This window comes from Aestuariivirga sp., assembly GCF_020252395.1.
Lineage (GTDB): Bacteria > Pseudomonadota > Alphaproteobacteria > Rhizobiales > Aestuariivirgaceae > Aestuariivirga.
The window spans coordinates 68,635-94,999 of record NZ_JADCDB010000014.1 but is presented as its reverse complement, the minus strand read 5'-3'; the positions used below and the strand labels follow the sequence as shown (position 1 = coordinate 94,999).

Below are 26,365 nucleotides of genomic sequence, written 5' to 3'. Positions count from 1 at the left end.
GTCTCCAAACAGGAATTTGGGGCCGGTAAACCCGAAATGCTGGGCAAAGTCAAGGCGCGGGGGAAATCGGTAGTGTCTCAGTTTGATTGTGGCGTTTCGAGAAGGGCAAGCCGCTTGGCCTGAACGGCTTCGGTTTCTGCCCTGTCAGCGATGACGAGGATGTCCTCCCACGTCCAAATCCGATCTGTCAGGCCCGCCGCCATGGCGGGCGTCCATTTGTTCAAACTCTTATGCTGACGCATCCAATTGTAATGCATGAAATAAAGCGCAAGCGCATGGACATGGTTTTCGAGTTTTTTCGAGAACCCATTTGTGAGTCTCGTAAAGCGGCGCATTGCCATCCGCATGGTAAGATTCTGGCGTTCGACGTATGATGTGCTGATGTGCTTGGGGTCAGGATCGCCTTCGACCCGGCGCTTCTGAATGCCAATGCATTCGGCTGGGCTGTACTTGCCCTTTGTGGGGTCCGGCGATGCGCCGTAGACCTTGTGAAGGATCGCATAATCGACATCGCCACCAAAGGCGCCTTCAACGGCTTCCAGGTAAGCTTTGTGGCCGTCGGTGGTGAGTTGAACTCGATTGGTGATCCTTGCCCTGACGTCGTCCATGAACGCGACAGCATATTGACTGTCGCGACCGCCTGCTAGCCACGACAGGATCAGCTTGCTGTCCGCTTCTAAGGCTGTCCAAGTCCAAACGTCGCCTGCATCGTCCGGTGCGGTCTTTGCAGTTTGGACGTTCTTAGCCTTAGCATAACAGAAGCTCCAAATCTCGTCGCACTGTACCCGCTTGGCATTGACTCCTCGAACCATGTCGTCGTGCAGGGCGCTGCAAACCGCTCCGACATCTTCAAGGAGTTTGGTTACAGTGTTGATGGACACGCCCGCTACACGAGAGGTTGACCTCATAGAAGCCCCCTCAACCAGCATGTTGAGGATTTGAACTCGGGTTTTGAGGGGCAGCCTGTTCATGAAGTGAAAAATATGCCCGCCTGAGATAAATGTCAAGCATATTTGTCAGTTTAAGGGCTTGCATTTATTGGCGTTGAACTATATAAGAATCAACGTTATAAGACCCGGATGGATGTCGTGTTCGCAGACCCCAGGCTGGCTCTCGTTGAAACAGAAGAAGCAGGCAAGACCAAATTGCCGGTATCGGTAATTCAGTCTGCACGGCGGAAACTGACTGTTTTGCGGGCTGCAGTTGATGACCGCTCCTTGCGGAACTGGAAGAGCCTTCACTACGAAAAGCTGAAAGGAGACCGGGACGGCCTTCGTTCGATCCGGCTGAATGACCAATACCGTATGGTTTTGTCGCTGGACGAAACAACCAACCCGCAGACCGCCACCGTCTTGGCGATTGAGGATTACCATTGATGCCCCAGAGCAAGCCTGTGCCCGTCGATCATCCGGGTACATTCATCAAGGAAGAGCTGGAAGCCCGAGGGTGGGAGCAGGTGGACCTTGCTTACATTCTTGGTGTCCTTCCGCAGGCGCTTAGCCCTCTTTTTTCTGGTAAGGCAGGAATTACCCCGGATATGGCAGCGTCACTGGGGGCAGCATTCGACATGCCGCCCGACTTTTTCGCCAACCTTCAGAAGATGTATGATCTCAATAAAGCGAAGCCGGTTGATCCCGGTGTTCGTACTCGCGCGTCTTGGGTTTCTCATTTCCCAGTCCGCGACATGATCAAGCGTGGCTGGATCGAAGACACTGAACCGGGATTGTTGGATTTGCAGATGATGCGGTTCTTCGGCAAGAACCGGATTGAAGATATACCTTGGATTGGCCGCGGGGAGATCGCCCCAGGTGCCTTTAGGCTTAGCGGCAATGATTACGAGGCTGCAATTGGTCCGCTGCAATACACATGGCTTCATCGTGTCATCAAGATTGCAGAAACAGTTAGTGCGCCGCTATACTCAGAAGACAAGCTTCGCGGAAGCCTGTCTAAGATCAGAAGCCATCTTCTCGACCGGGAAGACCTGAAGCACATTCCGTCCATCCTGCGAGAGGCGGGCGTTCGATTTGTTCTGGTCGAAGCGTTGCCCGGCTCAAAGGTTGATGGTGTTTGCGTGTGGATTGACGGCCAGCCCGCAATTGGCATGACAACCCGGCTAGATCGCCTCGATAATTTTGCTTTTGTTCTCAGGCATGAGTGTGAGCATGTTCTAAGGGGCGATGGACGAGATGTTGCCTTCGTTCCCGTTGATTGCGAAATGAAGACTGACCCTGATTCTCAGGATGGCTCTGAAATTGAGCGCCGCGCCAATGAAGCTGCAGCGGAATTTTGCGTTCCAAAACAGCATTTGACGTCCTTCATTCTTCGTAAAAGTCCATTCATATCTGAACAAGATGTCTTGGCGTTCGCTGCAAGAATGGAGATTCATCCTGCTATTGTTGTTGGGCAGGTGCAACACAAGACAAACAAGTACAATTGGCTACGCAAGTATCAGACGAGCGTAAGAGAGCATTTGTTTGGATGGCAGTATGTAGATGGTTGGGGTCGGCAATGCCCCACTGGTCTTTAGGAGATTAGTATGGCGACTTTTGATGAACAAATACTTCGTGCATGGGATGAATGGGAAGAAACAACGGGAGCGGAAGCTAATAATCCCGATGACTTCCTTTCGTGGGCTATGGAACACAAGAAGTTGGTTCCGCGATTGCAGGATTTGAAGAAAATCTTTCGTAAGCAGATTACTAGCGCATTGCGGACTGCCATGCGCAGAGACCCCGATGGGTTTTCCTATCGCGCGAAACAATGCGTAGCGATCAGCGACGGCGGTATGCAGTTGCGCCTATGGTTTGATACTGACAAAGGCGGCACTTCAAATCTGCGGCAAAGAGCTGTGCGGCAGCGTCGTGAAGCCATTGCATCGGATGTATACCGCGCGGTGTGTGATGCCGAGCACATGAACAAGGTCTTCCCTGAAGATCCTCAGTTGAACTTTCTCACTGACTTCAGCGATGATATTGCGGAGCGAAGGGCGGCAGATCTTTTGGATGATGACAGGGATGACGAGGCCGCATGATGGCGAAGGGGCCACGAGGCGAGAAACGACCCTCCGATGTGAATGCGCGTGCCGTTATGGTGGGCCGTATTGCGACAGGTGAAATCGAGGATACGCTCGGGAATGCCCCCAACAGGGCAAAAGGCGGAAAAAAGGGTGCAAAAGCCAGATCGGCTAGTCTCACCGCTCAACAGCGGTCAGAAATAGCACGAGCAGCCGCAACGGCACGCTGGAAAAAAAGCTAACCTCAGCAGCCTTAATCAAACTGAGACACTACCGGGAAATCTCGTCCTCCATCCAGTTCTTGCCCCGGAGATATTGGAAGGAAGCGGTGCAATCCTGGGGCGGCAGATGACCCTGGTCGAGGAAGGGTTTCAGCCGCTTCAGGGCGTCGATGGTGATCAGCGGCAGGTCGAGGGAGGCGATTTCGTCCAGCGTCAGCCAGGACAGGGTGAGGAGTTCGCCGCCGCCATCGTGATGCGGCTGTTCGATGTTGGAGAGATTCCCGGCATCGGCCACGAAGAAACGACTGTCATAGCGCCTGGTGCGGCCCGGCGGCGTGATCGCCCGCATGAACAGGGTGAGGCCTGACAGGTCCGGGGCGTCCGCCAGAGTCCGGCGGCCAAACAGCAGGCCCGCTTCTTCCCACGTCTCGCGTACCGCGGCATAGGCAAGGCCGCGGGCGCGGCTTTCGGTGGGCCTGCCGCGCATGCGATCGAGGAGCTTCGCGAGCGTGGCCGGATGGAGGTCCCGGCCCGGCTTCACGCGGCAGTCGGCGGCATCGAGCCGGCCCCCCGGGAAGACATATTTGTTGGGCATGAAGGCATGGCCCTGGGCGCGCTGGCCCATGAGGATACGCGGTGCGCCCGCGCCCCGCCGCACCAGCATGAGGGTGGCGGAATCTTTCGGCCTGAGGACCTTGGGGTGGAGCTTGGAACCCGCGAATTCCGGGTGGTCGTAGGTCATGGCCCGGGCGGATGCACGCCGTCGCGGTGGGCCGGGTCGAAGCCATGCATGCGGTTCGCCCACTGCAGACCGACGATGGCGCCCTTGACGGCGGGCATGAGGGCGAAGGTCATGGACAAAGTGACGGCGGTCCAGATCATCACATGGATCGAGACATCCGGATGCCAGACCTTCTCGACCACGAGGACGAGCGGCACCACAATGTGGCCGACGATCATCATGGTGAAATAGGGCGGCGCATCATCGGCACGGTGATGGTGCAGTTCCTCCCCGCAGGACGTGCATGAATCCACCACCTTCAGATACTTGCCGAACATCCGCCCCTCGCCGCAGGCCGGGCAGGAACAGGTGAAGCCGCGCCACATGGCCTGCTTCCAGGAGCGTGGTTCCGGGAGGGCGAGGGCGGGAGTCTGAGCGGTAAGTGTCATAACGGGCGAGGATGGGGGAGGGAGTTTGCGAATTGAAGGCGCTTTTGCCCCGCGCGACTGTCTGCCGCAAGGACCGGAACGGACCCTGCCGCCTCCACCCGGGCCGGGGGGCCGGGCGGCCAGCCATTTGGAGCGCCTGAAAAGCGCTCCCTGCTGAAAATTGTGGTTGTCAACTCAAGCCCATCTTCTGTTATCGTCGCGTCATGTGCGGATGAGGCTGGGAGCGTCTGAGGCGAATGCATTCACTGTTGTCCCTGTCCCGCGGCATCGACCGGCTCAGCCAGGCTGCCGCGATCCTGGCCTCCGTGCTCTGTTTCGTGAGCTGCTTCATCAGCGCGGCCAACGCCCTGTCGCGCTATCTCTTCGATGCCTCGTCCAATGCGTGGCTCGAAATCCAGTGGCAGATGTTCGCCGGAACCTTCCTGCTGGGTGCTGCCTGGGTGCTGAAGCTCAACGAGCATGTGCGCGTCGATCTGGTCTATGGCAGCCTCTCAACCCGCTCCAAGGCCAAGGTCGACATCTTCGGCTTCCTGTTTTTCTTCTTTCCCTTCTGCCTGGTGATGCTGGACATGACCGTTCCATGGTTTCTGCGCAGCTTCTGGTCGGGGGAGGGGTCCGCCAATGCCGGCGGCCTGCCGGTGTGGCCGGTGAAGGGCCTGCTGCCGGTGGGCTTTGCGCTGCTCCTGCTGCAAGGCATGTCCGAATTGGTGAAGCGCGTGGCGCTGCTGCGCGGCACGGGCGAGGTGGCGCTCGCCTACGAGAGGCCGCTGCAATGACGGGAGAGAGCGCTCGTGCTTGATTACGGCCTCCTCGCGCCTGCCATGTTCGCAGGGCTCATCCTGTTCCTGCTCATCGGCTTTCCGGTGGCCTTTTCGCTCGCATCCCTCGGGCTGTTCTTCGGCTTCCTGGCGATCGAGGCCCATTATTTCGGTGTCGAGTTCATGCAGGCCCTGCCGGCCCGCGTCTTCGGCATCATGTCGAATGAGCTCTTGCTGGCCATTCCCTTCTTCACGCTGATGGGCGTGGTGCTGGAGCGGTCAGGCCTTGCCGAGGACCTGATGGAAGGCTTCGGTCAGCTTTTCGGGTCGATGCCGGGCGGGCTTGCCCAGGCCGTGATCTTCGTCGGCGCCATTCTGGGCGCCATCACCGGCACGGTGGCGGCCAGCGTCATCGCCATCGGCATGATCTCGATCCCGATCATGATGAAATATGGCTATGACATGAAGATCGGCACCGGGGTGATCGCCGCCTCCGGCACCATCACCCAGGTCATCCCTCCGTCGCTGGTGCTGATCGTGCTCGCCTTCCAGCTCGGCGTGCCGGTCGGCGACATGTATCTGGGCGCCATCGGGCCCTCGATCCTGCAGGTGCTGCTGTTCTCGGCATTCATCCTGCTGGTCTCGATCTTTCAGCCGCAGCGCGTGCCGGCGCTGCCGCCCGAAGCCCGCAGCCTGAGGGGGCGCGCCCTGTGGTCCAAGCTCGCCTGGGGCATGGTGCCGTCGCTGGTGCTGATCTTCCTCGTGCTCGGCACCATCTTCCTCGGCATCGCCTCGCCAACGGAGGCCGGCGCCATGGGCTCGATGGGGGCAATCCTGCTGGCGCTGGCGCATCGCCGCTTCAACTGGCGCATGCTGCGGGAATCGGCCGGCGGCACCATGCGCATCACCACCATGGTGATCTTCATCCTGATCGGGGCCACGGTGTTCAGCCTGGTGTTTCAGGGGGTGAATGGCGGCAAGTGGATCGAGCACCTGCTGAGCCACATTCCGGGCGGCCGCCTGGGCTTCCTGATCTTCATCAACGTGTTCATTTTCTTCATCGCCTTCTTTCTCGATTTTTTCGAGATCGTGTTCATCATCGTGCCGCTCTTGATCCCCACGGCCCATGCGCTCGGCATCGACCTGATCTGGCTCGGCGTGCTGCTCTGCGTGAACATGCAGACGGCCTTCATGCACCCGCCCTTCGGCTTTGCGCTGTTCTACCTCCGCGGCATCGCGCCGCCGGAAATCAAGAGCCGGGACATCTATCTGGGGTCCATTCCATGGATCATCCTGCAGCTCATCCTGGTGGCGCTGATCATCACATTTCCGGCAATCGTCGATTACTGGATTGCCGATACGGCAAAGCTCAACGATGCTGGCGTGGAGCAGCAATTGAATGACATCCAGATGCCGAGCATCGCGCCGCTCGATCTCGATCCATGACCGTTTTCGAAGCCTAGAATGCAACAGGGAGGACCATGATTATGAAGAGACGCTATCTGTTGAAGGCCGCAGCGGCCGGTTCGCTGGCAACCGCCATTGCCACGCCGGCCATCGCCCAGTCATCGCCGAAGATAAGCTGGCGTTTGACCTCGGGCTTCCCCAAGACGCTCGACACCATCTACGGCGCGGCGGAGGAATTCACCAAGATCGTGTCCGACGCGACGGACGGCAACTTCCAGATCCAGACCTTCGCAGCAGGCGAAATCGTGCCCATGCCGGAGGCGGCCGACACGGTGGCGGCGGGCACGGTCGAGATGGCTCACACGGCCAGCTATTATTACTGGGGCAAGAACGCCGCCTATGCGCTGGGCACCGCCATCCCCTTCGGCCTCAACGCGCGCGGCATGAACGCCTGGTACTATCACGGCGGCGGCATCGACCTGATGAACGAGTTCTACCACAGCCAGGGCCTGCACGTGTTCCCGGGCGGCAATACGGGCGTGCAGATGGGCGGCTGGTGGCGCAAGGAAATCAAGTCGCTCGATGACCTCAAGGGCGTCAAGATGCGCATCGGTGGCATGGGCGGCAAGGTGATGGAGGCGCTCGGCGTCGTGCCCCAGCAGATCCCCGGCGGCGAAATCTATCCCGCGCTCGAACGCGGCGCCATCGACGCGGCCGAATGGGTCGGCCCCTACGACGACGAGAAGCTGGGGCTGAACAAGGTGGCGTCCTATTACTATTATCCCGGCTTCTGGGAAGGCGGACCCACGCTCAACTTCATGATCAACCTGGCCAAGTGGAACGAGCTGCCGAAAACCTATCAGGCCATCATCGCCACCGCGGCGGCCACCGCCAACCAATCGATGCTCGCCAAATACGACACCAAGAACCCCGGCGCGCTCAAGTCGCTCATCGCCGGCGGCGCACAATTGCGCGCCTTCCCGGATGACATGATGAGCAAGGCCTTCGAAGCCTCCAACGCGCTTTATGCGAAGCTGTCGGCCGATAATCCGGACTTCAAGAAGATCTATGACAACCAGGCCGCCTTCCGCAACCAGGCCAACATGTGGAACCAGGTGGCGGAACTGACCTTCGACGCCTTCATGATCCGCAACCGCCCGAAGGGCTGACACAGCCGCCGGAACATACCGACAATAGGAATTCCCTCCCCTCTTTGCCGGGGAGGGAAACCTGTCCATTATCGTCCATCTCTCCCGGCGGAAAACTCGCGCGCCAGCAGGCCCATCATGATGTCGTCGAAGCGTTCCCCGCCGATGCGGCCCCGGAAGGTGGCGCCCGCATGGCCCGCGAGGTGGACGGCGATCAGCCGGCCGATGGTCTCGCGCCCGTGCGGCCTGGCAGGCCGGTCAAGCGGCGAAAAGCGGCTTCTCGTCCAGCGTGGGGGTGCGGCGGACGAGGTCCAGCGCGTCGTGCCGCACGTGGTTGTGCTTCATTTCCTGCCGCAACATGGCTTCGGTCACCATCCCCTTATCAAGGCATTCGCGCAGCAGCGCGAAGAACAGACGCTCCTGGTTGGGATCGGGGTGCGCCTTGTAGCTGCCCATCAGGCCATAGTCGCCGAACAGACTGCGGCGCAGCCGGTGGTAGAGGTTCTTCGGCGTGAGGCCATGACGCGATTCCGGCGGCCGGAAATCGACCGGGAGCCCCGATTTCCAGGGCTGCGTCTGACGCTTCGTGTTGTGGATCATGCGGGTTTCGGGGGTGAGCCGGTCGAAGTCGTTCCACACGCTTTCCAGCGGGGCGATGCGGTCCTGCGGTTCCGTCAGCAGGGTGATCCACTTCATGTAATCGCGCTCGAAGGCGAACATTTCGGCGAAGTTCTCATGCAGGTTCCAGTGGGCGAGCCGGGCATTGTCGAGCAGCATGACGCTGGACGCCCATGCGGCCTCCTTGCTGCCCGTGCGGTGGCGCGCCAGAATGGCGGCGCCCTTCATGTCGCGCGCCAGCAGCTCGTTGACGCTGGAAATGCAGAACACGTCGGGATCGACCACGAGCGAGCGCCCCTCGTGACGCATGATCTCCGGCGGCGCGAAACGAAGCACGGTGAATGATTGCAAATCCTCGTTGAGCCAGCGGCGCTTCAGCCCGTCGCGGAGATAGAGCTTGCCTTCATAATCGCGCATCCAGGAATAGGACGCGGTTTCGATGAGCTTCACCTCGAAGGCCGACGGATCGGCGGCGAAGCGTTCGAAGGAGTACTTGGAGACGATCGCGCCAACGATCTGCTTGGCATTGGTATGAACGAAGACGGTGGGTTTCATTGCGTGAGGGGGCCTGCTGTGGGGACTGCGGGGCAATGTCGGATGACCTGTTCAGCTTCCGCGCCGGCAAGCAGGCGCAGCCGGTCGGCCACGAGGCCTGTATCGTCCGGCAGAAGGCCGCGGCAGGGCTGGGGAGGCATGCCAAGCGGCACTGCGTAGCCGCCGCTGTAGAGCATGCGCAGGGCATGGCGCAGGTCGCGCGGGCGCAGCAGGCCGCTGGCCCAGTCCTTAAGCCCTGCAAGGCCGTGGCGGCGCGGAGGTTCGGCGATGACGAGCGGCTTGCCGAGGCGCGCCACCTCAATCAGCATGGACAGGCTGTCGGCGGTGACGGTGAAACTCTCGCCATGCGCCAGAAGACCGAGATAGGTATTCGCTGTCGCGTCCGGCCGCCATGCGTGCAGGCAATCCTGCGGGCGGAGCATGGGCCGCAGCGTCTCGACCACGCGGGGCGGCGTGCGCGGCGAGGTGGAAACATGGATGGCGCCCCCGGCCGCGAAGCCGTCGCGCATCTGGCGATAGATGCCGGCAACGAAGCCGGGCTCCAGCTTGCGCTGGCCCATGTCACCGCCAACCAACAGAACGTGGATCGGGCGTTGGCCCGCGCCGAGCGCCTGCGCCAGCTCGTTCCCGGCCTGGGCGATGCGCAGGGGATCGATGCCGGTCAGCGGTGCGCGGATGGACAGCGCGCTGGCGCACTTCTGTTTGCGGTAATAAGGTGGCAGTACCACGAGATCGAAATCCCGGGCGCGGCCCTTGGGTGCGTTGAACAGGGCGATGCGCGTGGCGCCGCCGGACTGCTTCTTGATCCACAGTGCAACGCAGGACAGGCGCCGTCCGATGACCAGCACAATGCCGGGCCACGGCCCGCAAAGCCTGTCCGAACGCTCCGCATCGACGCCATCAAGGCTGGCCCGCACCACCGGCTTCCGCCCAAGATGCGCGCTGTCGAAGACGATATGGCGGGTTTCGAAGGGCAAACCCGAAGCCTTGGCAGCATTCATCACCTGGCCATTGTCGCCCGATTTCGGCCCCGTCAGCACCCATAAAACAGTCAACCCCACCTCCTGCGGAAGCGCCCGGTCTAGCGGGAACGGTAGGGCCGGAGCATCGGGCAAGCAAGTGGAATCGCACCGTGGGCGAAGCTTGCACGGGCTTCGGAAGCTGACGCAAAGTTGCTCCAGATCAAGAGCTTGAGCATGAGGGTTCACGTCCGCGGATCATGCTTCCAGCGCTTACGGGCTTTGGGCTTGTGGCCGCGGAACGGCCTGGCCGTCGGCCGTATTGCCCGCCGGTTCGCGGGCTGGCCTTCCTTGCCCTTGGAGACCACCTCGAAGCGCATGCCGCCGGAGACGGGGGTGGCCTCGACGAGCCTGACCTCCAGCCGGTCGCCCAGCTGGTAGGTTTCGCCGGAGCGTTCGCCGATCAAGGCGTGGCGGGCCTTGTCGTGGACGAAATATTCGCGGCCCAGCGTGGTGACGGGCACGAAGCCGTCAGCGCCATTCTCGTCCAGCTTCACGAAAAGTCCGGCGCTGACCACGCCGCCGATACGGCCCCGGAAGGTGGCTCCCGTATGGTCCGCGAGGTGGGCGGCGATCAGCCGGTCGATGGTCTCGCGCTCGGCGGCCATGGCGCGGCGCTCGGCATCTGAAATCATTTCGGCGGTTTCCGGCAGCCGCGCGATGTCATCAGCGCTCAGGCCGTCGGGGCCGAAGCCCAGCGCGGTGATGAGCGCGCGGTGCACGATCAGGTCGGCATAGCGGCGGATGGGCGAGGTGAAATGCGCGTAGCGGCGCAGCGCCAGGCCGAAGTGGCCTTTGTTGACGGGGTCGTAGATCGCCTGCGCCTGGGTGCGGAGCACCATTTCATTGACCACGTGCTGATAATCTTCTCCCTCAGCTTCCTTCAGCAAGCTGTTGAAATGCTTGGGCCGCATGACCTGGCCCAAGGGCAGGGACAGGTTCACGGTGCGGAGGAACTCGGCCAGTGCGCGGACCTTCTCTTCCGACGGCTGATCGTGGACGCGGAAGAGAAGGGGCGTCTTGCGGTTCTCCAGCTCTTCGGCAGCGGCGACATTGGCCTGGATCATGAATTCCTCGACCAGCTTGTGAGCGTCGAGGCGTTCGGGCGTCACCACGCGTTCGATGAGGCCATGGGCATCCAGCACCAGGCGGCGCTCGGGCAGGTCCAGCTCGAGCGGTTCCCGCGCATTGCGGCCCTTGAGCAGGATCGCATAGGCGGCCCAGAGGGGCTTCAGTACGCGCTCGAGAAGCGGGTCGGTCTTGTGGTTGGGGCGGCCGTCGATGGCGGCCTGCGCCTCCTCATAGGCCAGCTTGGCGGCGGAGCGCATGATGACGCGCGCGAAACGGTGCCTGGTCTTGCGGCCCGACTTGTCGAAGCTCATGAAGCAGGCAAGCGCCGGGCGCTCTTCCTTCTCGCGCAGCGAGCACAAGTCGTTCGAGATGCGCTCGGGCAGCATCGGCACCACACGGTCCGGGAAATAGACCGAGTTGCCGCGGATGCGCGCCTCTCGGTCAAGCGCGGTTCCGGGACGGACATAGGCCGCGACATCGGCAATGGCGACGATGACATTGGCGCCGCCCGTGGCCCCGTCGATCTCGGCCCACACGGCGTCGTCATGGTCGCGCGCGTCTCTTGGGTCGATGGTGAGGAGCGGCACCTGGCGGAGGTCGGTGCGGTGCCCGCGCGCGAAGGGCTTGAGACTCCCGGCCTCCTTCAGCACGCGCTCGGCGAATTCATTGGGAATGCCGTGGTGGTGGATGGCGATGAGCGAGATATTGCGCTGGCCGTTCATGTCGCCCAGCCGTTCGCGCACGCGGGCCATGGGCAGGCCGCGGCCGCGGTCCTCGAGGATGCCGGCCTCGACGAGCTCGCCGTCTACAGCGCCGTTCTCCTCGCCCTTTTTCACTTGCAGCTCGTGGCGGGCTTTCTTGTCGACGGGCACGATGCGGGCGCCCAGACCCGGGATGACACGGTAGACGCCCAGCACCTTGTTCGACCGGTCCGACAGCGTCTTGATGACCCGGCCGCGGAACTTGTAGCGGCCGTCCTTCGAGGCTTGAATCTTGGCCAGCACCCGGTCGCCCTTGCGTGGGGGCTTCTCCGCCCCTTCGATCACCACATGCGGGGGCTTTCCCGCCTGGCGCTCGTCCCATTCGACGGGCTCAGCATAGGCCTCGCCGTCCTTATCGGCGCCGATCACCTCCAGCACGGTGACGGGGGGGAGCGAGGCGCGGCCGATCAGCTTGCGGGAGCGCCTGGCGAGCAGGCCGTTTTCCTCCATGCCGCGCAGCAGCGCCTTGAGGCCGATCTTGCCGCCGCCCGTGATGCCGAAATGGCGCGCGATCTCGCGCTTGCCCACGATCGCGGGCGAGGACTGGATGAACGCCAGCACATCCGCCTCGGTCGGGAGCCGGGGCGAGGCAGCCGGCCTCGCGGCCTTCATGGGTTTGGGCTTGGGATCGGGGCGTTTCGCCATGGGGCAAGGTCTAGCCGGGTTTCGGGGCCAAAATCCAGCGGATTGGCAGGGGTTTCCGCGTCAGGCCCGCGTCAGTTGCGGTGGATAAGATCTTCGAATGCCATGACAGGAACGCAATCTTAAGACCATGGTCCTTGAATGCGGGTTTCCGGTTCGACGTTATTCGGGAGCCCGATTCCATGTTCTGGACAGGTGCCGTGAGAATGCCGGTCACGAAGAAACAATATGCGGCCCTGCCGTGGCGCTACAGCGGCGGCGCGCGCGAGGTGCTGCTGATCTCGTCGCGCGACACGGGCCGCTGGGTGATCCCCAAGGGCTGGCCGGTCAAGGGCCTGTCCCCGGCCGAAACCGCCGCGCGCGAGGCCTATGAGGAAGCGGGCCTCGGCGGCCAGGTGAGCAAGAAGCCCATCGGCGAATTCGAGTACGGCAAGCGCCTCGGCAAGGGCAAGGTGCAGCCCACCCGCGTCGAGGTTTTCGCGCTCGAACAGATGATCCAGCACCCAGACTGGCCGGAGCAGGGCCAGCGCAAGCTGCAGTGGTTCTCGGTGCCAGACGCGGCGGAGGCCGTGGAGGAGCCGGAGCTGAAGGCGATCATCCGGAAGCTGAGGTAGAACCGCGAGGACTTTCCTCCACCGCCCATCATCGCCGGGCTCGTCCCGGCGAACTTTTGTGAGCGCCGAGAAAGGATGCCCGTGACAAGCACAGGCATGATGAGTGGGGGTGGGCGGCGGGGGGTGGGGTCCGCCTATGCCGCTTCCTTCGGCGTCTTTGCGGCCTTCTTCACAGCCTTTTTCGCCGGCTTCTTGGGCGCAGCCTTCTTCGCCGCGGTCTTCTTTACGGGAGGTTTCTTTGCGGGAGCTTTCTTCGCCGGGCTCTTCCCCTCGCGTTCGGCGATCAGGGCCAGGGCCTCGTCCATGGAGAGCTGCGCGGGGTCCTTGTCTTTCGGCAGGGTGGCGTTCACCTTGCCGAACTTCACATAGGGTCCGTAGCGGCCCTTCATCACCTGGATGTTGCCGCCGCCCGACGGGTGGGGCCCCAAGTCCTTCAGCGCGCCCGCCGTGGGGCGCTGGAAGCCGCGGGCCTTTTTCTCGGCGAGGATGTCCACCGCGCGGTTGATGCCGATCGTAAAGACATCCTCTGGGCTTTCGAGATTGGCATAGGCGCCGTCATGCAGCACGAAGGGTCCGAAACGGCCGAAATTGGCGACGATGGGCTTTCCCGTCTCGGGGTGGAGGCCCACCTCGCGCGGCAGCGAGAGCAGTTTCAGCGCTTCTTCCAGCGTGATCTCTTCGGGCTTCCGGTTGCGCGGGACGGAGGCGCGCTGCGGCTTCTCGCCTTCAACCGCTTCGCCCAGCTGCAGGTAGGGGCCGAAGCGGCCAACACGGCGCGTCACCTTCTCGCCGGTCTCGGGATCGATGCCCAGCAGCACGCCTTCGGCTGGCACGGCTTCCGCGCCCTCGGCTCCCGGCGTCATGGGGCGGGTATACTTGCACTCGGGATAGTTCGAGCAGCCGATGAAGGAACCGAACTTGCCGAGCTTGAGAGACAGCTGGCCGCCGCCGCAGGACGGGCAGGCGCGGGCATCGCCGCTATCTTCCCTGGGCGGGAAGATGTGGGGGGCGAGGATGTCGTTCAGCGCATCGAGCACATTGGTGACGCGCAGTTCCTTCACATCGTCGAGGGCCGCTGTGAAGTCGCGCCAGAAATCGCGCAGCACCTGCTTCCAGTCGATGGCGCCGGCTGAGACCTCGTCGAGCTTCTCCTCGAGGTCTGCGGTGAAGTCATATTCGACGTAGCGGCGGAAGAAGCTCTCGAGGAAGGCGGTGACGACGCGGCCCTTGTCCTCGGGGATCAGGCGCTTCTTGTCCAGGCGGACATAGCCGCGGGTGCGCAGCGTTTCCATGATCGAAACATAGGTCGAGGGCCGGCCGATGCCGAGCTCTTCCATCTTCTTGATGAGGGATGCTTCCGAATAGCGCGGCGGCGGCTCGGTGAAATGCTGCACGCCCTCGATCTTCTTCACGCCAATGGAATCGCCGCGCGCCATGGCGGGCAGGCGCTTCGAATCCTCGTCCTCGGCATCGTCCAGGCCTTCCTGATAGACGCGCAGGAAGCCGTCGAACTTGACCACCGAACCCGTGGCGCGGAAAGCATAATGCTTGCCGTCCTTGCCATCGGCGCCGATGTCGGCGGTGGTGCGCTCGAGTTCGGCGCTTTCCATCTGGGACGCGATGGTGCGCTTCCAGATCAGCTCGTAAAGGGCCAACTGGTCCGCGTCGAGGGCGCGGCGCACCTCCTTGGGGTGGCGCGACATTTCGGTGGGGCGGATCGCCTCGTGAGCCTCCTGCGCGTTCTTGGCCTTGGTGGTGTAGATGCGCGGGGAGGGCGGCACATAGGGCTCCCCGAAATTCTTCAGGATGGCGTTACGGGTGGCGGCGATGGCCTCCGGGGCCATGTCGACGCCGTCGGTTCGCATATAGGTGATGAGGCCCACCGTCTCGCCGCCAAGTTCCACCCCTTCATAAAGGCGCTGCGCGATCTGCATGGTGCGGGCAGACGAGAAGCCGAGCTTGCGGGAGGCCTCCTGCTGCAGCGTTGAGGTGCGGAAGGGCGGGTAGGGGTGGCGCTTGGCGGGCTTCGATTCGACCTGGTCCACCTTGAAGGGCTGGCCCTTCACCGCCTGCTCGATGGCGCGCGCCGAGGCTTCGTCCTTGATGTCGAGCTTGTCGAGCTTCTTGCCGCTAATGGAATTGAGCGCGGCCTGGAACTCCTGGCCCCTGGGCGTCACGAAGGCGCCGTCGATGGTCCAGTATTCCTGGGTCCGGAAGGCTTCGATCTCCAGCTCGCGGTCGCAGATCAGGCGCAGCGCGACTGACTGCACGCGCCCCGCAGAGCGTGAACCGGGAAGCTTGCGCCACAGCACGGGCGAGAGCGAAAAGCCAACGAGATAGTCGAGAGCCCGCCGGGCCAAATAGGCATCGACGAGGGGCACGTCCACCTCGCGCGGGTGGCGCATGGCTTCCAGCACCGAGGACTTGGTTATGGCGTTGAAAACCACGCGCTGCACCGCCTTGCCCTTGAGCGCGCCCTTCTTGCGCAACACCTCCATGACATGCCAGGAGATGGCCTCGCCCTCGCGGTCAGGGTCGGTGGCGAGGATCAGGCGGTTGTCGGTCTTCAGTGCCGCGGCGATGTCGGCCAGGCGCTTCGCCGACTTGCCGTCCACCTCCCAGTCCATCGCGAAATCGGCTTCAGGACGCACGGAGCCATCCTTGGCGGGCAGGTCACGGACATGGCCGTAGGAAGCCAGGACCTTGAAATCCTTCCCCAAATACTTATTGATCGTTTTGGCCTTGGCCGGTGATTCAACGACGACGACGGTCATGCTGGGTCCCGTTCAGGTTTCACGGGCTCATATAGGCATCGCCCGCCGGGTTCAAGCCGAGGGAATTTTCTTCAACTCACAGTTCGAATTCAAGGTTAGGTTGCTTTTATTTCATAAAGGCACGCGTAGAGTGCGACTTCGGAAATTGACGCAACTGGAGGACGGCATGAATAAACGGCGCGGCGCAGCCCCTAAACTTGCCCCGGTGCCCGTGGATGCGGCGCCGGCGGAGCTTCCCAGCCTGGCGCAACGCCAGCGCGAGACAGCGGAATACTTGGCTGACATGATCCTCGAGCTGCGCAACCTTGCACGTTCCGTGCAGCTCCACAATGTCATGGTTCCCCTTGAGTTCGCCTATTACGAGGCCTTCGGTGTGGCCCACCGGGTGGAGGTGCCCACCAGCGAGGTGGAGCGGCTCAAGGAGCTGTCCAAGGCGGCGGAAAGCTTCGATCACGGTCCCGCGAACAGCGGCCTCTAAAGGGCGTGCGGCTCCGTCCCCAGGGGCTCGGCATGCGCGATGACGCGGCGGATGCCGGGGAAGCGGTCCTTGAGGGCGGCCTCGACCCGGTCTATCGCGTCATGGATCTGTTCCACCGTATCGGACGGTGAGCAGCGGCAGTGATAATGCAGGAACAGCCCTTCCTCGTTGCGCCGCAGCCGGACCTGATGCACGCCGCTCAGCCGCGGATGCGCGGCAGCGAGCTGAAGCAGGGCGGCTGAAACTTCGCCGGTGATGTCCATGGCCGCGTCATGGCCCTGCAACATGCGGCCGGGCTGGGGCTCGATGTGGCTCTCCACCTCGACGTCGCGACCGAGCTCGGCGCGAATTGCTTCCTCGAGGCCGGTTGCTTTGTCGTGTGCTTCGCCCATTGGCATGGAGCCGTCGACTTCGAGGTCGAAGCTGATCGCCAGCCGGCCGCCAATCTGCTGGGCATTGAGGTGGTGAATGGCGAGGTTCCGCCGGCTGGCGATGAGCATCACCTTCTGGAACACCGTTTCGCTGTCGAGCGCCACCGGGTTGGCCGTCACTGTGATGTCGGCATTGGGGAAGCGCTCCTGAACGGCGGCGGTGATGGCGTCCTTGGTGCGGACGATCTCGTCGATCGGCATGGTTCGGGCCACCTCAACCACGATCGAGGCGAACATGGTGGCGCCGGCGGGGCGGAGCCGGATCGACTTCAGCGCCAGCACGCCATGGACGTCGTTGACCAGGCCCCGTACGATCCCGGTTGCCCCGGCGGGAGCCGTATCGAGCAGCGTGTTCACGGTGCGGGCGCCGAGGTCCCACCCGGCATGGGCGATGAAGGCCGACACCATCAGCGCCGCAATCGAGTCCGCCGCCGGAACGCCGGCCCACACCGCGCCCAGTCCCGCCAGCACCACGGCGGAGCTCCACATGTCGGATGAGAAGTGAAGGGCATCGGCCTCCAGCGCCTCGCTGGAGGTCTTCTGCGCCACGCGCTTCAGGGCCCGCGCCCGGTTGTAGTCGATGATGATGGAGCCTGCGATGATGGCCACCGCCCACCATGTCACCTCCACCTCGTGGCTCTCTTCGCCGAGCAGGCGGCGGATCGCCTCCCAGCAGATCCAGGCGGTGGTAAGGAACAGGAGGCCGGTCTCCACCAGCGCCGCGACGCTCTCGATCTTGGCGTGCCCATAATGGTGCTGGTCATCCGCCGGCCTGTCGCTGACCCTGAGCGCGAGATAGGTGAGGATGGTGGCGCCGAAGTCGATGAGGCTATGGATCGCCTCGGACAGGATGCCGAGCGAGCCGGTGAACAGGGCGGCGAGGAACTTGGCGACCGCCAATGCGGCGCTCGCCCCCATGGAAATGAGCGCGACCGACTGCTTTTCGTGGCTGTGCCCGCCGTGACTGTGACCGTTGTGACTGTGCATGGCCCTGTCTAACCCCGGCCCGTGACGGTCTCAAGCCATACCTTTCCGGCATGCGGGTCAGCGGGATAGGCGGTTGCGGATCAGCCCCGAAAAATGCTCGTTTGTTAGGCAAAGCCATGCCGACCGACGTCACGACCACCGATTTTCCGCTGCCGCGCCGTGCGGGGGCCTATACTGTCGCATCGCTCTTCGCGGTCGAAAGCTTCGTGCGCTCGCTCAACTCGACCGTCATTTCCCTGCAGGCCTATGACATTCTGGGCGCGGCGCAAAAAGTGAGCGAACTCTCGACCGTCGTCTCGCTCAGCGTGCTCTCGGCAACGCTGCTGCTGCCCTTCCTGCTCGGGCGGATGCGGCGGCGCTGGGCCTATACGCTGGGTATCGGCATGATGATGGCGGCGAGCCTCGCGCTCGCCTCCCACGTGCTGGCGGGCCAGGCGCTGGGCATGCTGCTCAGGAACCTCGGCGCGGCGGTGCTCAACATCACGCTGCAGCTCTACATCATGGAGAACATCAAGCGCACCGAGCTGGCGCGCTCGGAACCCATCCGCCTCAGCTTGTCGACGGCCTCATGGACCATCGGTCCTGCGCTCGGCGTCACGCTCTATGTGAGCTTTGGGCCTTGGGGGCCGCAGCTCGTGGCTATTGGCGCGGCGGCGGGTTTGCTGATCCTGTTCTGGTGGCTGCGGCTTTCGGACACTGCCGGGGCGCTGCCTGCTGGCAACCTCGAGGGCTTCAACCCGCTGGTCAATGTCAGGCGCTTCCTCGCCCAGCCGCGGCTCCGGCTCGCCTGGCTCATCGCCTTCGGGCGCTCCTGCTTCTGGACAACCTTCTTCATCTATGGTCCGCTGCTGCTGGTGGAAGCAGGCCTCGACAAGCGGGTGGGCGGCTATATGATTTCTGGAAGCCAGATCCTGCTCTTCACCGCCTGGTTCGCGGGGCGCTTCGCGCGGAGCTTTGGCGTGCGCGCGGTGCTGGCCGTCGCCTTCACGGTTTGCGCCGTTGCCTCTCTGGCGGCGGGGCTCGCCGGCACGGCCTCTCCCTATGTGGCCATCGCCTGCCTGCTGGCGGGCTCCGTCTCCGCCTCCGCCATCGACGGCGTGGGCGGCATTCCCTTCCTGCGCGCCGTGCGCCACCATGAGCGCCAGAAGATGGCCGCCGTCTACCGCACCTATATCGACTGCTCGGAACTGATCCCGGCCTTCATCTTCGCCATCGCGTTGCTCTGGCTGCCGATTGGCGCGGTCTTCGTCATCCTGTCCGGCTGGCTGGCGGCCGTCGGATGGTTCACCTGGCGCTATGTGCCGAAGTCACTTTAGCGCATGTTCCGGATGGCGCCGCGACGGGGCGAGGGCATTTCGCTTGACGTGCACACCGCCGCCGCGCGAGGAAAAAGGAGGAACAGCGGGGGAGGGGACATGCCGCAGAACATCGTCGTGGGCCACAGGCAACTGATGGCCGAGGCCGAAGCCGAGGTGGAGAGCCTGCCCGCCGCCGATGCCATCGCGCTGCTGGACCAGCCCGGTGTCGCCATCATCGACATCCGCGACCCGCGCGAGATCGAGCGTGAGGGCCGCATCCCCGGCTCCTTCCATGCCCCGCGCGGCATGCTGGAATTCTGGGTCGACCCCGAGAGCCCCTATCACAAGCCGATCTTCGCGGAAGAAAAGAAGTTCATCATCCATTGCGCCTCCGGCTGGCGCTCGCTGCTTGCCACACAGGTCTTGCAGCGCATGGGGCTGAAACCGGTCGTCAACCTCAAGGGCGGCTTCGCGGCCTGGAAAGAGGCGGGAGGCCCGGTCGAGACAGTCGGGAAGAAGGCGGACAAACCATGAGCAACATTCACCTCGTTATCGGCAACAAGAACTATTCCTCCTGGTCGCTGAGGCCGTGGATGGCGCTCTCCATGGCGGGGATCCCGTTCCGCGAAACGGTTATCCCGCTCGACACGCCGGAGACGGCGAAGCTCATCGCCCAGCATTCCGCGGCAGGCCGCGTACCGGTGCTGCATCATGGCCGCCAGGTGGTGTGGGAGAGCCTCGCCATCATGGAATATCTGGCCGAGCTCTTCCCCGAAAAGAACCTCTGGCCCAAGACCATCTCGGCCCGCGCCGTGGCGCGTGCCGTGTCGAACGAGATGCATGCCGGCTTCTCGGCACTGCGCAATGCCTGCCCGATGAACATCCGCCGCCCGCCGAAGCCCGTGCCGCTCAATGACGCGGTGAAGCGCGACATCGCCCGCATCGAGCAGCTCTGGCGCGACTGCCGCGCCCGCTTCGGCAAGGGCGGCAAGTTCCTGTTCGGCAAGTTCTCGATTGCAGATGCGATGTATACCCCGGTCGTTTCACGCTTCGAGACCTTCGCCATCCCTGTGGCGGAGGATACGCGTGCCTATATGGATGCCATCCTGTCGACGCCCGCGTTCAAGTCCTGGCGCGAGGCGGCGCTGAAGGAGATGTGGATCGTCCCCTCCGACGAGGTGGACTGACCGGCAGCCCTCAGTGCGCGGCGCGCGAGGGCACGGCGATGGACTCGCCGTTATGCGTCCAGTGGATGCCGCATTCGGTTTTGGCGGAGCCTGCCCAGCGGCCCGCACGCGGGTCGGCCGCGGTGCCGCCCGGCGCGGTGCAGGGCTCGCAGCCGATGGAGAAATAGCCGACCCCGGTCAGCGGGTGGGCCGGCAGGTCATGCGCCTTCATGTAGGCAGCGATGTCGAGGGCGGAGAAGCCGGCGAGCGGCTCCACCTTCAATCGGCCATTGGCGATCGACAGAAAGTCCAGCGTGGCGCGGGCCGCACCATGGTAGCGTTTGCGGCCGGAGATGGTCACTTCGAAACCATCGAGCGCCCTGGCCAGCGGCACCGTCTTGCGGATGTGGCAGCAGGCATCGGCGTTGGTCTTGTGCAGCGTGCCGCCGGCATCCTTCGCTGCAAGATCGGCCTCATCGGGCGAGATGATGCGCACCCCGGTGAGGCCCAGCCGATCGATCAGCTTGGCGCGGTAGGAGAGCGTCTCCCAGAAATGCTTGGCCGTGTCGATGAAGATGACGGGTGTCGCCCTGTCCACCTGCGAAACCATGTGCAGCAGCACTGCCGACTCCGCCCCGAAGGACGACACGACGGCGGCCTTGCCCGCAAAGTCGCGCAGGATCGGCTCCAGCAATTGCCGGCCCTCGAGGCCGGCGTAACTTTCGAAGATGGCGCGGTCCATGGCGGTTCAGCCGGCGTGCGGCTGTTCCAGCCAGGGTTCGGCGTCAGTGTGGCGCTCGGTCCAGATCTCGGCTTCGGCGCCGCGGCGGAACAACCCGCGCTGATAGGCCAATGACATCTGGCGCGAGGCCTTCGCCCAGGTTTCCAACGGGAATCGCTTGCCGATCTCGAAGGCATCGAAGCCCACCTGCAGCATGAATTGCAGCTGGTCTGGCAGCACGTTGCCAGTGGCGCGCAATTCGTGCGCGTAGCCCATTTCACGCAGGCTGCGCGCGATCGAATAGGCGCGGCCGTCGTTGAAGGCGGGGAAGGGCAGCACGATCAGCGACAGGCCGGGCAGGAAGGCGCTGAGCGCCTCCGGCTTGTCGGTGTTGGAAAGCCTGAGGCCGAGCCGGGTGTTGCGCTTCGACAGCTCGCCCCATTCCTTCAGGAGCCGCGCGAAGGGCACGATCACGTCGCCGGTCTCAGGCAGTGCACCCTCGGCCTCCACGTTGATCCAGGTGTCAGGCACCAGCACGTTGTTCTTAAGCAGTGGCATAGAGGGCCTCCTTGAAGGGCCTGGCGCCGAGGCGGCGGTAGGTGGCGAGGAATTCCTCGCCGTCTTGACGGTGCTTGAGATAGGTGTCGAGAATGGTTTCGATGGCATCCGCCACCTCGTGGCCGGCAAAGCCGGGCCCGAGGATCGTGCCGATGGACGCGTTCTCCGCGGAGGAGCCGCCCAGCGTGATCTGGTAGAATTCCTCGCCCTTCTTGTCGAGACCGAGGATGCCGATATGGCCCACATGGTGGTGGCCGCAGGCATTAATGCAGCCCGAGATATTGATCTTGAGTTTGCCGATCTCGTCCTGCTTCTTCGAGTCCGCGAACTTGCGCGAGATCGACTGGGCGACGGGGATCGAGCGGGCGGTCGCCAGCGCGCAATAATCGAGGCCGGGGCAGGCGATGATGTCGCCCGCGAGGCCATAATTGGCGGCGGCGAGACCGGCCTTCACCAGGGCCTGCCACACGGCGAAGAGATCGTCCTTCCTCACATGCGGCAGCACGATGTTCTGGGCGTGGCTCACCCGCAGCTCGTCGTTGCCATAGCGCTCGGCCAGATCCGCCATGACGCGCATCTGGCCGGCGGTGGCATCGCCAGGAATGCCACCCTCGGGTTTGAGCGAAATGTTGACGATGGCATAGCCGTCGGCGCGGTGGGGACCCAGATTGTTCTTGGCCCAGCGCGCGAAATCGGGGCTGCCGAGCTTCGCCTCTTCGAAGGAGGCCGACCAGCGCGGCAGCTTCTCGAACGCGGGTGGGGCGAAATAGGCGGCGATGCGGGCGAGCTCGCGCTCTTCCACTTCCGTCGTGGGGTGAGGTCTGCGGGCATATTCGGCTTCGACCTCCGACTTGAATTTCTCCGCACCGATCTCGTGGACGAGGATCTTGATACGCGCCTTGTACTTGTTGTCGCGCCGGCCATAGAGATTGTAAACGCGCATGATGGCTTCCAGATAGCCGGTCAGCTCATGCTGGGGCAGGAAGTCGCGCACGGTGACGCCCACCATCGGCGTGCGGCCCAGGCCCCCGCCGACGATCACTTCCCAGCCGGTCTCGCCCGCGTCGCTCTTGTGAAGCCTGAGGCCGATGTCATGCACCTTCACCGCCGCGCGGTCATGGGGTGCGCCCGTCACCGCGATCTTGAACTTCCGCGGCAGGAAGGAGAATTCTGGGTGGAGCGACGACCACTGCCGCAGCAGCTCGCCCACGGGGCGGGGATCGGCGATCTCGTCTGCCGCAGCACCGGCCCAATGGTCGGTCGTCACGTTGCGGATGCAGTTGCCGGAGGTCTGGATCGCATGCATCTCGACTTCGGCCAGTGCATCGAGAATGTCCGGCGCGTCTTCGAGCTTCACCCAGTTGTACTGGATGTTCTGCCGCGTGGTGAAATGGCCGTAGCCCTTGTCCCACTTCTCGGCGATGTGCGCCAGCTGGCGCATCTGGCGGCCCGACAGCGTGCCATAGGGGATGGCGACGCGCAGCATGTAGGCATGTAGCTGCAAATAGAGGCCGTTCATCAGGCGGAGCGGGCGGAACTCGTCCTCCGTCAGCGCACCCGACAGGCGGCGTTCGGTCTGGTTGCGGAACTGGTTTGTGCGTTCACGGACGAACTGGTGGTCGAACTCGTCGTAGCGGTACATTGAAATCACTCTCCCTCGGGGGCGGCGAAACCCGCACCCTTGCCCTCGGCCTGCTTGCCGAGGTCCAGTCTCACGGTGGGGCCGAGCGCCCGCATGCGCTCGCGGATGTGCGCGGCGCGCACCCGGCCATCGAGGCGCTCGGCATCGACGAGGTAGGACCCCGTCACGATGGTCTTTTTCTCGTCCTCGCGGGCGCGGGCCTCGAGAGCTGCGGCGGCCTGCGGCTCCTGCGCCAGCACGGCCTCGTCGATCGCCTCGCTCCACTCGCCTCCGCGGGTGAGGAACACGGCGATGCCGTCGCGCAGGCGGTTGGCGGTCACGAGTTGGCCCTTTTCCGGGGTGGTCATGATGCGGCTCTCAAAATCTCTTCACGGATGTCCTCGCGGACGGGGAATGCGATCACCTCGGCAGGCTTAGGCGGCGGCACCGTGGGGATGGTCTCGAAGGCAAGGCCCTCGGCGGCGACCGACACGGTCTCCTCGAGCGACACGCCGTTCACCGACAGGCGCACCACCAGCTTTCCCGCGCCGGCCTCGGCCAGCAGCACGTCAGTGGCGCCGTCATAAAGCTCGCCCTTGACGGCCACACGCACCGCGTCACGGCGGGCGAGTTCGAGAATGGCGCGTGGCGCCGCGCGATCATGCACGATCACGTCCGCCTCCTGCAGCTTGCGCTGCGCCTTGATAGTGAGAAGCTCCGGGTCTTCCGAACCGAGGCTCACGAAGCTCACGCGGCCCTGCGGCGCCTGCGCCTCGGCGGCGAAGAGGTTCTCCACACCGGCTTGATAGTTGCAGGGCTCGCCCGCAAGGAAGGCCTCGCGCACCTCGCCAAAGAAGAAGCGGTACCAGAAGCTGCGGCGACGGTTGCCGGCGGGGATCGTCTCTGCCACGCGGCCGCGAAGTGAAGCGGCGGCAACGGCGAGATCGCCCAGCGCGTGGGGCAGCATGGCGTCGATGCGGGCGCGCAGGCCCTGGCCGAGGATGGGGGCGGTACCCTCCGTGCCGATGGCCACGACGACAGGGTCGCGGTCGACGATCGAGGGCACGATGAAGGAGGAGATGTCCGGGTTATCGACCGCATTGACCGGAATGCCCAGCGCCTTGGCATCCTCCGCCACGCGCTCGTTCAAGGTGGCATCGGCGGAATAGACGAGGGCCGCGCCCTCCAGCAACCCGGCATGATAGCCACGGGCGATCCAGTTGACGCGCGGCTCGGCGGCGAGCTCCTCGTGCAGCGCCGGGGCGATGACGTTGATGACCGCACCCGTCTTCAGCAGCAGGCGCACCTTGCGCAGCGCCTCCTCGGTGCCGCCCACCACGGTGACGGGCCGGTTCTCAAGGTCGACGAAGATCGGAAAATAGCGCATGTCATCCGTTCCCGTAGCTTCTCGTTCGCTGTTCCAAACGTTCGGTCTTCCGGACGGTTCTTGAGCTAAGCCACGAATTCGTTTGAACTTTGGGACGAAAACGCGGTATCAAAGAGCTGGCGGAACATCCATTCATCTGGTTGTTCGTTTTAACGAACACGAGTTTTAAGTTCAGGACGACGAAATGTCAACGCGCCGCGGCCGGAAAAACGCCCCTTCACAGGACTTTGACCCGACGCCCTCGCTGGGCAAGACCATCCAGCGCCTGCGCAAGGCCTACAACATGTCGCTGGGCGATCTTTCGGAGCAGTCGGGTGTCGCCAAATCGATCATCTCCCAGATCGAGCGGAACGAAACGAACCCAACTCTTTCAACCGTTTACAGGCTCTCGCGGGCGCTGGACACAACGATCGACGAGGTGCTGCGCACGGAAGGCGCCCAGCTATTCCTCGAGCACCAGTCCAAGTCCGGCGTGCCCATCCTTGAAAGCCAGGACGGGCTGTGCCGCTTGGCCATCGCCGGCCCGCTGAACCTGGTCGAGCAGGTGCAGTGGTATGATTTCCGGGCGAGGCCCGGCGGCATTCTCGAATCCGACCCGCACCCGCAGGGCACGGTGGAGCACCTTTACCTCCTCGCCGGCGAACTCGACGTCACCACCGGCGAGGAAACCCGCCGCGTGAAGCTGGGCGAGACCCTGCGCTTCCGGGGCGATCTTCCGCACAAGATCGTCAATGTGGGCGAGGGCGAGGCTCACGCCACCATGGTGCTGGTGCTCCGCCAGCTGGGCTCGGCCGACAACAGCGGCTGAAAGGGTTGAGGAGGGCGCCGCGCGCGCCGTCAGGCCAGTGACACACTGCCATCGGCGTGGCGCGTGACGCGGCCCGCGAGCGACAGCTCCAGCAGCAGGGCGGAGAGCGTGGCGGCATCGAGGCCGCTCTCTCGCGCGAGATCGTCGATGTCGATGGGGTTGGGGGAGAGCAGCTCCAACACGTGGCGCATGTCGGCGGCGTCCGGTTCGCGCGGCGGCAGCGGCGGCGGGTCCGGCTCGAGGAAGCTCATCTGCCGGGGGGCATTGCTTCCCAGCGCCTCGAGCACGTCACGCGATGACATCAGCAATGTGGCGCCGTCGCGGATCAGCCGGTTGGTGCCCTCGCAGCGCGGGTCCAATGGCGAGCCCGGCGCGGCGAAGACCTCACGCCCCTGTTCGGCGGCAAAGCGCGCGGTGATGAGCGAGCCCGACCGCAGCGCCGCCTCCACCACGATCAGCGCGCGCGACAAGCCGGAGATGATGCGGTTGCGGCGGGGGAAAAAATCCGCCTTGGGCTCCGTGCCCGGCGCCTGCTCGGAGACGATCGCCCCGCGCGCGCAGATCGCCGCATGCAGCGCCTCGTTTTCGGGTGGGTAGATGACATCGAGGCCGCCAGCGACGACGGCGATTGTGCCGGTTTCGATGGCGGCCTCATGCGCTGCCGTGTCGATGCCCCGCGCGAGGCCGGAGACGATGACATGGCCTTCGGCCCCGATCTCGCGCGCCAGCTGGCGGGTGAACTTGCGCGCCAGCGCGGAGGCGTTGCGCGCGCCGACGATGGCGATGCCGCTCTTCGCGAAAAGGCGCTCGTCGCCCTTGACGCAGAGCACGGGCGGCGCGCTGTCCGCCGTGCGCAGCAGGGCCGGGTAGGCGGGCTCGATGCTGCACAGGAAACGCGCGCCGATCTTCTGCGCATCCGCCATGGCGCGTTCGGCGGCCTCGCGGCTCCAGATGCGCGGCGGCCGCTTGAGGCCGCCCTTGCGCGTGAGATCCGGCAGCGCCCTGAGCGCCGCGCCGGCGGAGTGGAAGCGTCTGATGAGGGTCTTGAAGGTGGCCGGCCCGACATTTTCGCTGCGTGACAGGATCAGCCAGTCGCGGCGTTCCTCCTCGCTCAACGGGACGTCGCTCATTCAGGCGCC

General features: G+C 63.9%; 26 protein-coding genes. 12 read left to right on the top strand and 14 right to left on the bottom strand.

The window, feature by feature from the left end; all coding sequences use genetic code 11:
* Positions 1-77: 77 nt before the first annotated feature.
* Positions 78-971, bottom strand: a complete 894-nt coding sequence (locus IOC82_RS08175; RefSeq protein WP_290545688.1) for an IS1 family transposase — start codon at positions 969-971, stop codon at positions 78-80.
* A gap of 108 nt (positions 972-1,079) precedes the next feature.
* Here IOC82_RS08175 and IOC82_RS08170 point away from each other — a divergent pair, with 108 nt between their 5' ends.
* Genes IOC82_RS08170 through IOC82_RS08160 form a run of 3 tightly spaced genes read left to right on the top strand, consistent with a single transcriptional unit; the run spans position 1,080 to position 3,031 of the window.
* Positions 1,080-1,376 (top strand): type II toxin-antitoxin system RelE/ParE family toxin, encoded by a 297-nt coding sequence (locus IOC82_RS08170; RefSeq protein WP_290545687.1) that lies wholly within the window; start codon positions 1,080-1,082, stop codon positions 1,374-1,376.
* Positions 1,376-2,527 carry a HigA family addiction module antitoxin gene (locus IOC82_RS08165; RefSeq protein ID WP_290545686.1) on the top strand — a complete coding sequence of 384 codons (1,152 nt, stop codon included), beginning with the start codon at positions 1,376-1,378 and terminating at the stop codon, positions 2,525-2,527. Before IOC82_RS08170 ends, IOC82_RS08165 begins: the two co-directional genes overlap by 1 nt.
* Positions 2,528-2,536: 9 nt before the next feature.
* Positions 2,537-3,031 (top strand): hypothetical protein, encoded by a 495-nt coding sequence (locus IOC82_RS08160; protein WP_290545685.1) that lies wholly within the window; start codon positions 2,537-2,539, stop codon positions 3,029-3,031.
* A gap of 252 nt (positions 3,032-3,283) precedes the next feature.
* On the opposite strand, the gene IOC82_RS08155 is transcribed toward IOC82_RS08160, so the two are convergent.
* Together IOC82_RS08155 and IOC82_RS08150 are read right to left on the bottom strand one after the other, a co-directional pair.
* Positions 3,284-3,976: an NUDIX hydrolase gene (locus IOC82_RS08155; RefSeq protein WP_290545684.1), complete on the bottom strand. Its 693-nt coding sequence runs from the start codon at positions 3,974-3,976 to the stop codon at positions 3,284-3,286.
* Positions 3,973-4,341, bottom strand: a complete 369-nt coding sequence (locus IOC82_RS08150; protein WP_290545683.1) for a DUF983 domain-containing protein — start codon at positions 4,339-4,341, stop codon at positions 3,973-3,975. Before IOC82_RS08150 ends, IOC82_RS08155 begins: the two co-directional genes overlap by 4 nt.
* 299 nt (positions 4,342-4,640) lie before the next feature.
* Between IOC82_RS08150 and IOC82_RS08145 the strand changes: the two genes are divergently transcribed.
* The 3 genes from IOC82_RS08145 to IOC82_RS08135 are packed head-to-tail and all read left to right on the top strand — an operon-like array spanning position 4,641 to position 7,738.
* A complete protein-coding gene (locus IOC82_RS08145; RefSeq protein WP_290545682.1) occupies positions 4,641-5,180 on the top strand; it encodes a TRAP transporter small permease subunit in 540 nt (179 codons plus the stop codon).
* 15 nt (positions 5,181-5,195) lie between these two features.
* Positions 5,196-6,608, top strand: coding sequence for a TRAP transporter large permease subunit (locus tag IOC82_RS08140; RefSeq protein ID WP_290545681.1), 1,413 nt, complete (start codon positions 5,196-5,198; stop codon positions 6,606-6,608).
* Positions 6,609-6,646: 38 nt separating this feature from the next.
* Entirely contained in the window at positions 6,647-7,738 is a 1,092-nt protein-coding gene (locus IOC82_RS08135) for a TRAP transporter substrate-binding protein (protein WP_290545720.1), read from the top strand.
* 237 nt (positions 7,739-7,975) lie between these two features.
* Here the strand turns inward: IOC82_RS08135 and IOC82_RS08130 are convergent, their stop codons facing one another.
* The 3 genes from IOC82_RS08130 to rnr all read right to left on the bottom strand — a co-directional run bounded on the left by IOC82_RS08130 (position 7,976) and on the right by rnr (position 12,386).
* Entirely contained in the window at positions 7,976-8,890 is a 915-nt protein-coding gene (locus tag IOC82_RS08130; protein WP_290545680.1) for a hypothetical protein, read from the bottom strand.
* Positions 8,887-9,945, bottom strand: a complete 1,059-nt coding sequence (locus IOC82_RS08125; RefSeq protein ID WP_290545679.1) for an ELM1/GtrOC1 family putative glycosyltransferase — start codon at positions 9,943-9,945, stop codon at positions 8,887-8,889. The genes IOC82_RS08130 and IOC82_RS08125 overlap by 4 nt, the downstream gene beginning before the upstream one ends.
* Positions 9,946-10,094: 149 nt before the next feature.
* On the bottom strand, positions 10,095-12,386 hold the full coding sequence (rnr, locus tag IOC82_RS08120) for a ribonuclease R (RefSeq protein WP_290545678.1): 2,292 nt from the start codon (positions 12,384-12,386) through the stop codon (positions 10,095-10,097).
* 203 nt (positions 12,387-12,589) lie between these two features.
* Here rnr and IOC82_RS08115 point away from each other — a divergent pair, with 203 nt between their 5' ends.
* On the top strand, positions 12,590-12,997 hold the full coding sequence (locus IOC82_RS08115) for an NUDIX hydrolase (RefSeq protein WP_290545677.1): 408 nt from the start codon (positions 12,590-12,592) through the stop codon (positions 12,995-12,997).
* Positions 12,998-13,131: 134 nt separating this feature from the next.
* Here the strand turns inward: IOC82_RS08115 and topA are convergent, their stop codons facing one another.
* Positions 13,132-15,771, bottom strand: a complete 2,640-nt coding sequence (topA, locus tag IOC82_RS08110; protein WP_290545676.1) for a type I DNA topoisomerase — start codon at positions 15,769-15,771, stop codon at positions 13,132-13,134.
* A 166-nt stretch (positions 15,772-15,937) separates the two neighbouring features.
* Between topA and IOC82_RS08105 the strand changes: the two genes are divergently transcribed.
* The gene (locus IOC82_RS08105) at positions 15,938-16,249 is read left to right on the top strand and encodes a hypothetical protein (RefSeq protein WP_290545675.1); all 312 of its coding nucleotides are present in this window, start codon (positions 15,938-15,940) and stop codon (positions 16,247-16,249) included.
* Here the strand turns inward: IOC82_RS08105 and IOC82_RS08100 are convergent.
* Positions 16,246-17,667 carry a cation diffusion facilitator family transporter gene (locus IOC82_RS08100; RefSeq protein WP_290545674.1) on the bottom strand — a complete coding sequence of 474 codons (1,422 nt, stop codon included), beginning with the start codon at positions 17,665-17,667 and terminating at the stop codon, positions 16,246-16,248. The two genes, IOC82_RS08105 and IOC82_RS08100, sit on opposite strands and share 4 nt — an antisense overlap.
* A 116-nt stretch (positions 17,668-17,783) precedes the next feature.
* Between IOC82_RS08100 and IOC82_RS08095 the strand changes: the two genes are divergently transcribed.
* From IOC82_RS08095 to IOC82_RS08085, 3 genes are all read left to right on the top strand, one after another.
* Positions 17,784-18,983: an MFS transporter gene (locus IOC82_RS08095; protein ID WP_290545673.1), complete on the top strand. Its 1,200-nt coding sequence runs from the start codon at positions 17,784-17,786 to the stop codon at positions 18,981-18,983.
* 99 nt (positions 18,984-19,082) lie between these two features.
* Entirely contained in the window at positions 19,083-19,499 is a 417-nt protein-coding gene (locus IOC82_RS08090) for a rhodanese-like domain-containing protein (protein ID WP_290545672.1), read from the top strand.
* Complete coding sequence (locus tag IOC82_RS08085; protein ID WP_290545671.1) at positions 19,496-20,152, top strand: glutathione S-transferase family protein; 657 nt, start codon at positions 19,496-19,498, stop codon at positions 20,150-20,152. The genes IOC82_RS08090 and IOC82_RS08085 overlap by 4 nt, the downstream gene beginning before the upstream one ends.
* 10 nt (positions 20,153-20,162) lie before the next feature.
* On the opposite strand, the gene IOC82_RS08080 is transcribed toward IOC82_RS08085, so the two are convergent.
* From IOC82_RS08080 to IOC82_RS08060, 5 genes are read right to left on the bottom strand one after another with little or no spacing between them, the layout of a single operon-like run.
* Positions 20,163-20,873 (bottom strand): phosphoadenylyl-sulfate reductase, encoded by a 711-nt coding sequence (locus IOC82_RS08080; protein WP_290545670.1) that lies wholly within the window; start codon positions 20,871-20,873, stop codon positions 20,163-20,165.
* A gap of 6 nt (positions 20,874-20,879) precedes the next feature.
* A complete protein-coding gene (locus IOC82_RS08075; RefSeq protein ID WP_290545669.1) occupies positions 20,880-21,410 on the bottom strand; it encodes a DUF934 domain-containing protein in 531 nt (176 codons plus the stop codon).
* A complete protein-coding gene (locus IOC82_RS08070) occupies positions 21,397-23,052 on the bottom strand; it encodes a nitrite/sulfite reductase (RefSeq protein WP_290545668.1) in 1,656 nt (551 codons plus the stop codon). The genes IOC82_RS08075 and IOC82_RS08070 overlap by 14 nt, the downstream gene beginning before the upstream one ends.
* Positions 23,053-23,057: 5 nt before the next feature.
* On the bottom strand, positions 23,058-23,399 hold the full coding sequence (locus tag IOC82_RS08065) for a DUF2849 domain-containing protein (RefSeq protein ID WP_290545667.1): 342 nt from the start codon (positions 23,397-23,399) through the stop codon (positions 23,058-23,060).
* Positions 23,396-24,418 (bottom strand): NAD(P)-dependent oxidoreductase, encoded by a 1,023-nt coding sequence (locus IOC82_RS08060; RefSeq protein WP_290545666.1) that lies wholly within the window; start codon positions 24,416-24,418, stop codon positions 23,396-23,398. Before IOC82_RS08060 ends, IOC82_RS08065 begins: the two co-directional genes overlap by 4 nt.
* Before the next feature lie 184 nt (positions 24,419-24,602).
* On the opposite strand from IOC82_RS08060, the gene IOC82_RS08055 reads away from it, so the two are divergent.
* On the top strand, positions 24,603-25,226 hold the full coding sequence (locus IOC82_RS08055) for an XRE family transcriptional regulator (RefSeq protein WP_290545665.1): 624 nt from the start codon (positions 24,603-24,605) through the stop codon (positions 25,224-25,226).
* Positions 25,227-25,255: 29 nt separating this feature from the next.
* Here the strand turns inward: IOC82_RS08055 and dprA are convergent, their stop codons facing one another.
* The gene (gene dprA / locus IOC82_RS08050) at positions 25,256-26,356 is read right to left on the bottom strand and encodes a DNA-processing protein DprA (RefSeq protein WP_290545664.1); all 1,101 of its coding nucleotides are present in this window, start codon (positions 26,354-26,356) and stop codon (positions 25,256-25,258) included.
* Between the last annotated feature and the right edge of the window lie 9 nt (positions 26,357-26,365).